Below are 8694 nucleotides of genomic sequence, written 5' to 3'. Positions count from 1 at the left end.
CCGAACGGTGCCTCCACCGTCATCGTCGAGGCTCGCGAAGAGGTGTGGCGTGCCGCCGGGTTCGACCGCGCGGACGAGCACACCACCGCCGAACGGTGCGCGAAACTCTTCCCCGACACCCTCGCCGGACGCCCCCTGCGCGGCAACAACTCCCAGTGGACGGCCTTCCGTACGGTCGTCAACACGCACTGGTCGCACGGCAACATCGTGCTCCTGGGCGACGCGGCACACACCGCGCACTTCTCCATCGGCTCCGGCACCAAGCTCGCCGTCGAGGACGCCCTCGCCCTGGCGGCCTGCATCGAGGAGCAGCCCGGCCTGACAGCGGCGCTGGCCGCATACGAGACCGAGCGCCGCACCGTCGTCCAGTCCACGCAGCGCGCGGCGCGCGGCAGCCTCGAGTGGTTCGAGGACCTGGCCGGCTACGTCGGCCAGCCGCCCGGACGGTTCGCCTTCAACCTGCTGACCCGCAGCCGCCGCGTCACCCACGACAACCTGCGGCTGCGCGACCCGGGCTTCGTGGCGGCGGTCGAGCGCGAGGCGGACGTCCCCGCCGGCACGCCCCCGATGTTCACGCCCTTCCGGCTGCGCGAACTGACCCTGCGCAACCGGGTCGTGGTCTCCGCGATGGACATGTACTCGGCGGCGGACGACGCCGGCACCCCCGGCGACTTCCACCTCGTCCACCTGGGCGGTCGCGCGCTGGGCGGGGCGGGACTGGTCATGACGGAGATGGTGTGCGTCTCGCCGGAGGGCCGCATCACCCCCGGCTGCACGGGCCTGTGGTCGGACGAGCAGGAGGCGGCCTGGCGCCGCGTCACCGGCTTCGTGCACGACCGGTCGCCCGGCGCCGCCATCGGCGTCCAGCTCGGCCACTCGGGCCGCAAGGGCTCGACCCGGCTGATGTGGGAGGGCATCGACGAGCCGCTGCCGGAAGGCAACTGGCCCGTCGTGGCCCCGTCCGCGCTCCCGTACCGGGACGGCGTCAACCAGGTGCCGCACGCCCTGACGACCGCCGAACTCGCCGCGATACGCGAGGACTTCGTGGCCTCGGCCCGGCGCGCCGCCCGCGCGGACTTCGACCTGCTCGAACTCCACTGCGCCCACGGCTACCTGCTCTCCAGCTTCCTCTCCCCCCTCACCAACCACCGGACCGACGCCTACGGCGGCAGCGTCGCGGCCCGCCTCCGCTTCCCACTGGAGGTCTTCGACGCGGTGCGCGAGGTGTGGCCCGCCGAACGTCCGATGACCGTCCGCGTCTCCGCCACGGACTGGGCCGAGGGCGGCATCACACCCGAGGACGCCCTCGCCATCGCCACCGCCTTCACCGAGCACGGCGCGGACGCCATCGACGTCTCCACCGGCCAGGTCGTCGCCGACGAACGGCCCGACCTGGGCCGCTCGTACCAGACCCCCTACGCCGACCGGATCCGCAACGCGCTGGGCGTCCCCGTCATCGCGGTCGGCGCCATCTCCTCCTGGGACGACGTCAATTCGCTGCTGCTGGCGGGCCGTGCCGACCTGTGCGCGCTGGGCAGGCCGCACCTGTACGACCCGCACTGGACGCTGCACGCGGCGGCCGACCAGGGCTACGAGGGACCGGGTGCCCCCTGGCCCCAGCAGTACCGCGCGGGCAGCCGCCCGCCCCCCACGGGCCGCACGGACGCACCCAAGCCCCGACTCGCATTGTGACCGGCGGTCACCGTCGGACGTCGCTGCCCCGGTCGTCGTCCTCGTCGAACCAGCGGTCATCCGGCTCACGCCTGTTCGCGATGATCACCGCGAGTGGTGGCACGACCATCGCCGCCAGGCACAGGCCGACCGCTGCCGGAACGGAGATCAGCTGCACGAAGCCCCATGCGCTGACGAAGAGCACCAGGCAGATCGACATCAGCACCAAGTAGCGCCTGCGCCGTCGTGCGTACATACCTCCACCGTATTCCGCCGCCCGCCCTGGCGGGCGCGCCGGAGACCCCAGGCGGACGGGAGGCGTACGTGAGGGCTTCTTCGCCTTCTTTCGGATGACGTGCACCACGCCTGGCGGCGGCCTGGCCGTGATCAAGGAATACGTCTGATCATGGCCCACCCCCAGAACCCGGACGGCTGGGGCACACCTCCCCAGCCCCCACACGGACACAAGAAAGAGAGCTTCGTCAAACGCCACCCGGTGGCCACCGTATTCATCGCCCTGGCCGTGGTTCTCGGTGCCGTCATCATCGGCAGTGCCGTACTCGTGAGCAGTGACGGTGACGGTGGCGGCGGTCAGGAGCGGAAGAGTCCGAAGCCGCAGGAGCCGAGTAAGGAGAAGACGGAGACCCCCTCCACTCCGCCTCCCGGCAACGAGCGCAAGGATCTGACGAGCTTCACCCTCGACGACAGGTCGCAGGCGGGGTTCGACGACTTCTGGCTCACGTACGAGGTCACGAACAAGTCGTCGGAGAAGTCGGACTACCTCATCGAGTACGACGTGGTTGACACCAGGACCGGGAAGCGCGTCTTCAACAGCGAACTGATCGAGGACTCCGTCAAGCCGGGACAGACGGCCAAAGGCGAGGAACCCGTCCTCGTGGAAGAGGGCACACCCTTCCGGAATCTCAAGGTCGAGGTCACCGATTTCAACAGGACTGCGAGTTTCTGACGGGCCCCTGCGTAACCCTCCTGTTCTTCGTGGTGCGGGTGTGGGAGGCGGCCGTGACGGCGATGGCGTTCGCGCCGACGATGACCAGGATGGCCGCCCACGCAGCCGCATCGAGGTGCTGGTCCAGCACGATGAGACCGATCAGGGCGGCGAAGACCGGATTGACACTCATGAACACGCCGAAGAAGTGCGCCGGAACACGCCGCAGTGCGAGCAGATCGGAGAGGAACGGCACCGCAGAGGACAGCACTCCGGCCACCAGCGCGCAGGCGAGGGCGGCAGCGGCGTGGGGATGCTGCCAGAGCACCCAGGCGCCGACGGGGATGTAGAGCGCGCCGGATACGGCCGCGGCCGCAGCTGAGCCCTCCAGACCGGGCAGGCGCCGGCCGACGGTGCGGTTGAGCAGGATGTAGCAGCCCCAGCACACCGCGGCCAGCAGTGCCAGGCTGATGCCCAGGTAGTCGGTGGAGGGAGAGGGGCGGGCGAGCACGACGACCGCGCCCGCGGCGGCCAGCGCGCACAGCGCGTCGATCCGGCGGCGGGAGCCGGCCAGCGCCACCGTCAGCGGGCCGAGGAACTCCAGCGTGACTGCCAGCCCGAGCCCGATGCGGTCGATGGCCGTGTACAGGGACAGGTTCATCACGGCGAACACCAGCGCCAGCCAAAGCACCGGCTGCCACTGCGCCGCGGTGAACGACCGCAGGCGCGGCCTGCCGACCGCCCACAGCACCCCGGCGGCCACCCATTGGCGGACCGCTACCACCCCCACCGGGCCGATCACCGGGAACGCCAGTGCTGCCACCGATGCCCCGAACTGGTTGGACAGCCCGCTGCCCAGCATCAACGCCACCCCGCCCCGCCGTTTCCCGCCCCCGGTGGGCGCACTGCCGTCAGCGACGGCGAGGGGCTGCCCGGTGTCCTGTGAGCTCTTCAGCACCATGCACTCACCGTGCTGTCCCCACCGGGATACGCAAAATGCATCCAGGCAACTGTCGATACGCTGAACGTATGGATGCACGCCGAGGAAACTCCGCCGGGTTGGAGCTGAAGCACCTGCGCTGCCTGGTCGCCATCGTCGACAACGGCGGCTTCACAGACGCGGCCCTCGAACTGGGCATCTCCCAGGCAGCCGTCTCCCGGAACCTGCTCGCCCTGGAAAAGATCCTCGGGGTGCGGCTGTTGCACCGAACCAGCCGCACCGTCGTGCCCACCACTGCGGGCGTGCGGGCTCTCGCCCGCGCGCGCCCGCTGCTCTCCGGCGCCGACGAACTCGTCACCGAAGCCTCCTCCGGCCACAGCCGCCTGCACATCGGCCACGCCTGGTCCGCCTTCGGACGTCACACCACCGAATTCCAGCGCCGCTGGCACCACAGCCACCCCGAGACCGAACTCCGGCTCATCCGCCACAACTCCTCCACCGGCGGGCTCGCCGAGGGGCTCTGCGACCTCGCAGTCATCCGCGCCCCACTCGACCTCAAGCCCTGGTCACACGCCCTCGTCGGCCACGAGCCCCGCTACCTGGCCCTCGCCTCCGACGACCCATGGGCCCGCCGCCGCAGCATCCGCATGGGCGAGATCCCCGGCCGCACCCTCGCCATCGACCGCCGCACCGGCACCACCACCCTGGACCTGTGGCCCGAAGACGAACGGCCCGCCGTCGAGTACACCCACGACATCGACGACTGGCTCGCCGCCATCGCCACCGGCCGCTGTGTCGGCGTCACTCCCCAGGCCACCGCCGCTCAGTACCGCCGCGACGGCATCACCTACCGCCCCCTGCGCGACGCCGACCCCGTCCCCGTCCATCTCATCTGGCGCCGCCAGGACCCCCACCCCGCCACCCACGCCGCCGTCGCTCTGGCCATCGACCTCTACCCCGAGAACCGGCAAACGTGAGGCGAGATGACTACGCCAGCCGGGCCGCGTGCTCCCCGCCGGGGTCCCGCAGTTTCGCGTCCAGGGCGAAGAAGACCTCCGCCGAGCGCTCGCCCGGCCAGTCCGCGGGCAGCAGCGACCCTGGCAGGCCCGGGTCGGCGTAGGGGAGGTGCCGCCATGCGTCCAGGGCCGGCAGATAGTCCCGGTACGCCTCCTCCGGCGGCACCCGGCGACGTCCCGACCAGGAACGCAGCACCGGCTCGTGCACCGTGAGGAAGGACCGGTGCAGCGCGGCGATGGACTCCAGGTCCCACCAGCGGGCGACCGCCGCCGCCGTCGGCTCGAACCCCTCGTGCGTACCGAGGAAGAGGTCGACGTACGGAGTGAGCCCGAGCCGGTGGAGGCTGTGCCGGGTCTCCTCCTCCAGATGCGAGGGCGCGACCCAGATTCCGGGAGCGGCGTTGCCAAAGCCGAGCCGGGCCAGCCGGGAGCGCAGCACGTGCCGGCGCTCGCGTTCGCTCTCGGGAACGGAGAAGACGGCGAGCAGCCAGCGCCCGTCCGGCACCGGCCTGTCGTAGACGCGGCGGTCGCCGTCCTCGAGGAGCTGGCGGGCGGCGGCCGAGGGCGCGTACCCGGCGGCCTTGCTGCCGGGCCGATCGGCGGTGAGCAGCCCCCGTCGCTTGAGCCGGGAGACCGCCGAGCGTACGGACGGCGCGTCCACGCCGGCCGCGCCGAGCAGCCGGATCAGCGCGGCGACCGGGACCGTGCCGCTGGGGAAGGCACGCCCGTACGCACCGTAGAAGGTGAGAATGAGCGAACTCGGCGACGGCTTGGGCAGGATGGGGGCGGGCGGCTGCTGGCTCACACGGTCACCCTAGAGCGGTGTCCCGCAGCCGGAATCGCTGGAGCTTGCCGGTCGGGGTGCGCGGCAGCGACGGGGCGAAGACGATCTCACGGGGGCACTTGTACGGCGTCAGCTCCGCCGTGACGAACTCGCGCAGCGCCTCCGCCATTCCGGTCTCCGCGTCGGTCACCGCCGGGACCCCCTCCCGCAGCACCACGTGCGCTACCACGACCTGCCCGCGCCGCTCGTCGGGGCGGCCGACGACAGCCGCCTCCACCACGTCGGGGTGGCGCAGCAGCGCCTCCTCGACCTCGGGGCCCGCGATGTTGTAGCCCGCCGAGATGATCATGTCGTCTGCGCGCGCCACGTAGCGGAAGTAGCCGTCGGGTTCGCGGACGTAGGTGTCTCCGGTGATGTTCCAGCCGTCCCGCACGTACTGGCGCTGCCGCGGGTCCGCGAGGTAGCGGCAGCCGACCGGCCCCCGCACCGCGAGCAGCCCCGGCTCACCGTCCGCGACGGGCTCCGAACCGCCCTCCTGAGGCACCACGCGGGCCTCGAAGCCGGGCACCGCGACGCCGGTCGTGCCGGGGCGGACCGCGTCATCGGCGGCGGAGATGAAGATGTGAAGCAGTTCCGTGGCGCCGATGCCGTTGATCAGCCGCAGCCCGGTCGCCTCGTGCCAGGCCTGCCAGGTGGCGGCGGGCAGGTTCTCACCGGCGGAGACGCAGCGCCGCAGCGAGGAGATGTCGTACGGGCGGTCGCGGCCCGGCGGCACGCGGTCGGCCGTGCCGAGCTTGGCCAGCATCCCGCGATAGGCGGTCGGCGCCGTGAACAGCACGGAGACCCGGTGCCGTTCGACGGCCGCGAGCATCTGCTCAGGGCCGCTCCACTGCCCCAGCAGCGCCGACGCCCCCGCGCGCATCGGGAAGATCACCAGCCCGCCCAGCCCGAAGGTGAAACCCAGCGGCGGGCTGCCCGCGAACAGATCGTCCGGCTCAGGCCGCAGCACGTGCGCCGAGAAGGTGTCGGCGACGGCGAGCACGTCGCGGTGGAAGTGCACGCAGCCCTTGGGCTGGCCCGTCGTGCCGGAGGTGAAGGCGATCAACGCCACGTCGTCGGCGGCGGTCGCGACCGGCGCGTACGGTGCGGAGTGCCGCTCGGACAGCCGCAGCAGATCATCCGGTCCCTCGCCGCCGAAGGCCGTCACCCGCAGCTGGGGCACCTCCGCCTTGGCCAGCTCGTCCACGGACCGTATGTCACACAGGGCGTGGCTGACCCGGGCCATATCGCAGACGGTGCGCAGCTCGTGCGCGCGCTGCGCGGCGAGCACGGTCACGGCGACTGCGCCGGCCTTCATCACCGCCAGCCAGCAGGCCGCCAGGTGCGGGGAGGTGGGGCCGCGCAGCAGGACGCGGTTGCCGGGCAGGACGCCGAGATCGCTGGTGAGGACGTGGGCGATGCTGTCGACACGGGCCTGGAGTTCGCCGTAGGACCAGGTCTCGCCCTCCTCCGCGCGGAAGGCGGGCCGGTCGGCGCTGAACCGGGTGACCGTCCGGTCCAGCAGCTCCGCCCCGCAGTTGAGGCGGTCGGGGTAGCGCAGCTCGGGGCGGTCGAAGACCAGCTGCGGCCATTCCTCCGGCGGGGGCAGATGGTCGCGGGCGAAGGTGTCGACGTGCGCGGACGCACTCAGGTTCATGAGGGCTGCCCCCTTGCGGCCTACGCCTGCCAGCAGGCGGTGTCCTGTGTATGCCGGTGTCGCCGGCGTGCCGTTGAGCGTAACGTGTTGGTGACGACAGTCAACGGTACGCGATACAGCGACAAGCAACCCGACCCGGAGGAGGGCCGTCCGATGCCCGCGTTCGCACTGGAACCGGAGCAGCGCGACTGGTGCGCTGAGCTACGGGCGCTGGGGGCCGAACGGCTGCGCCCGCTGGCCGAGTCGGGGCAGCACGGGCGCCTCAACCGCGAGCTGCTCGTCGCTCTCGGCGAACTCGGCCTGATCGGCCGCCTCTTCGCCCCCGACGGCCGCCCGGCGAGCGCCCTCGACCTGTGCCTGCTGCGCGAATCCCTCGCCTACTCCTGTACGGAGGCCGAGACCGCCCTCGCTCTGCAGGGCCTCGGCGCGGGCCCGCTCGCCCTGGCGGGCACGGCGTCGCAGCGCGAACGCTGGCTGGGCGAGATCACCGCGGGCCGCGCGGTCGCCGCCTTCGCGCTCAGCGAGCCGGGCGCCGGCAGCGACGCGGCCGCCCTCGCCTTGCGCGCGGAGCCCGACCCGGACGTCGACGGCGCGGGGCAGGGCTGGCGGCTGACCGGCACCAAGACCTGGATCTCCAACGCCCCGCACGCCGACGTCTACGCCGTCTTCGCCCGTACGCGCGAGGGCGCCGGCTCCCGAGGCGTCACCGCCTTCCTGGTGCCCGCGGACCGGGCCGGACTGACCGGGGAGGGGCTGGACATGCTCTCCCCGCACCCGATCGGCACCCTCACCTTCGACGGCGTCCCCGTCACCCGCGCCGACCTGCTCGGCGAGGTGGACGCGGGCTTCGGCGTCGCCATGCGCACGCTGAACCTCTTCCGGCCGAGCGTCGGCGCCTTCGCCACCGGCATGGCCCAGGCGGCCCTCGACGCCGCGATCGCACACGCCGGCGCACGGCCCGCCTTCGGCGGCACCCTGCGCGATCTGCAGTCCGTCTCCCACCAGTTGGCCGAGACCGCGACCCGGATCGAGGCCGCCCGACTGCTCGTCTACGCGGCGGCCGCGGCCTACGACCGGGGTGACCCGGACATCGCCCGACGCGCGGCCATGGCGAAGCTGCTGGCCACCGAGACCGCCCAGCAGGCCGTCGACACCGCCGTCCAGATCCACGGTGCCGCCGCCCTGCAACGCGGCCACCTCCTGGAACACCTCTACCGCGAGGTCCGCGCCCCCCGCATCTACGAGGGCGCCAGCGAGGTGCAGCGCTCGATCATCGCGAAGGAGCTCTACAGGTGACCGACGCCGGCCCCGCCCCTGCCCCCGCCCCGGAACCGGACCGGGACGGGGACCCGCACCTGCGGCGCGTCAACCCACCCGAGCTCTCCCCGCCCACCGGCTTCTCGCACGCCGTCACCGCCACCGGCTCCCGCCTTGTCTTCCTCGCCGGCCAGACGGCGCTGGACTCCGACGGGAACGTGGTGGGCGACACCCTCCCCGCCCAGTTCGAGCAGGCCCTGACCAACCTGCTCGCCGCTCTCGCCGCCGCCGGCGGCACCCCCGCCGACCTCACCCGCGTCACCGTCTACGCCACCGACGTACCGGCCTACCGCGACTGCGCCCGCGAGTTGGGCCGCCTGTGGC

At 72.5% G+C, this 8694-nt stretch carries 9 protein-coding genes; 5 read left to right on the top strand and 4 right to left on the bottom strand.

Annotated features, from left to right (window positions below):
- The coding region (locus tag ACRDP3_RS13620) for an FAD-dependent monooxygenase (protein ID WP_431517177.1) at window positions 1-1692 on the top strand (1692 nt) is incomplete at its 5' end.
- Window positions 1693-1699: 7 nt separating this feature from the next.
- Here ACRDP3_RS13620 and ACRDP3_RS13615 read toward each other — a convergent pair.
- Entirely contained in the window at window positions 1700-1927 is a 228-nt protein-coding gene (locus ACRDP3_RS13615) for a DUF3099 domain-containing protein (protein WP_431517176.1), read from the bottom strand.
- 150 nt (window positions 1928-2077) lie between these two features.
- On the opposite strand from ACRDP3_RS13615, the gene ACRDP3_RS13610 reads away from it, so the two are divergent.
- Window positions 2078-2638 carry a hypothetical protein gene (locus tag ACRDP3_RS13610; RefSeq protein ID WP_431517175.1) on the top strand — a complete coding sequence of 187 codons (561 nt, stop codon included), beginning with the start codon at window positions 2078-2080 and terminating at the stop codon, window positions 2636-2638.
- Here the strand turns inward: ACRDP3_RS13610 and ACRDP3_RS13605 are convergent.
- A complete protein-coding gene (locus ACRDP3_RS13605; RefSeq protein WP_431517179.1) occupies window positions 2616-3479 on the bottom strand; it encodes an EamA family transporter in 864 nt (287 codons plus the stop codon). The genes ACRDP3_RS13610 and ACRDP3_RS13605 overlap by 23 nt on opposite strands.
- A gap of 167 nt (window positions 3480-3646) precedes the next feature.
- Between ACRDP3_RS13605 and ACRDP3_RS13600 the strand changes: the two genes are divergently transcribed.
- Complete coding sequence (locus tag ACRDP3_RS13600) at window positions 3647-4534, top strand: LysR family transcriptional regulator (RefSeq protein ID WP_431517174.1); 888 nt, start codon at window positions 3647-3649, stop codon at window positions 4532-4534.
- 10 nt (window positions 4535-4544) lie between these two features.
- Here the strand turns inward: ACRDP3_RS13600 and ACRDP3_RS13595 are convergent, their stop codons facing one another.
- Window positions 4545-5378 carry a PaaX family transcriptional regulator gene (locus ACRDP3_RS13595; protein ID WP_431517173.1) on the bottom strand — a complete coding sequence of 278 codons (834 nt, stop codon included), beginning with the start codon at window positions 5376-5378 and terminating at the stop codon, window positions 4545-4547.
- Between the two features lie 4 nt (window positions 5379-5382).
- Window positions 5383-7053, bottom strand: a complete 1671-nt coding sequence (locus tag ACRDP3_RS13590) for an AMP-binding protein (protein ID WP_431517172.1) — start codon at window positions 7051-7053, stop codon at window positions 5383-5385.
- Between the two features lie 153 nt (window positions 7054-7206).
- On the opposite strand from ACRDP3_RS13590, the gene ACRDP3_RS13585 reads away from it, so the two are divergent.
- Both ACRDP3_RS13585 and ACRDP3_RS13580 read left to right on the top strand, forming a co-directional pair.
- A complete protein-coding gene (locus tag ACRDP3_RS13585) occupies window positions 7207-8349 on the top strand; it encodes an acyl-CoA dehydrogenase family protein (protein ID WP_431517171.1) in 1143 nt (380 codons plus the stop codon).
- A gap of 59 nt (window positions 8350-8408) precedes the next feature.
- Window positions 8409-8694: RidA family protein (locus ACRDP3_RS13580; RefSeq protein WP_431517178.1), on the top strand; the 286-nt coding region annotated here is incomplete at its 3' end.

It is taken from the genome of Streptomyces sp. (assembly GCF_050698815.1).
Lineage (GTDB): Bacteria > Actinomycetota > Actinomycetes > Streptomycetales > Streptomycetaceae > Streptomyces.
Note: the sequence above shows the minus strand (reverse complement) of the source record. Positions and strands in the feature narration are given on the sequence as shown.

What these genes read in the sequence shown, in the direction of transcription:
- ACRDP3_RS13605 (WP_431517179.1), bottom strand. Translation starts at nt 3,479, where the DNA reads ATGCTGGGCAGCGGGCTGTCCAACCAGTTCGGGGCATCGGTGGCAGCA.
- ACRDP3_RS13610 (WP_431517175.1), top strand. Translation starts at nt 2,078, where the DNA reads ATGGCCCACCCCCAGAACCCGGACGGCTGGGGCACACCTCCCCAGCCC.
- ACRDP3_RS13590 (WP_431517172.1), bottom strand. Translation starts at nt 7,053, where the DNA reads ATGAACCTGAGTGCGTCCGCGCACGTCGACACCTTCGCCCGCGACCAT.
- ACRDP3_RS13600 (WP_431517174.1), top strand. Translation starts at nt 3,647, where the DNA reads ATGGATGCACGCCGAGGAAACTCCGCCGGGTTGGAGCTGAAGCACCTG.
- ACRDP3_RS13615 (WP_431517176.1), bottom strand. Translation starts at nt 1,927, where the DNA reads ATGTACGCACGACGGCGCAGGCGCTACTTGGTGCTGATGTCGATCTGC.
- ACRDP3_RS13585 (WP_431517171.1), top strand. Translation starts at nt 7,207, where the DNA reads ATGCCCGCGTTCGCACTGGAACCGGAGCAGCGCGACTGGTGCGCTGAG.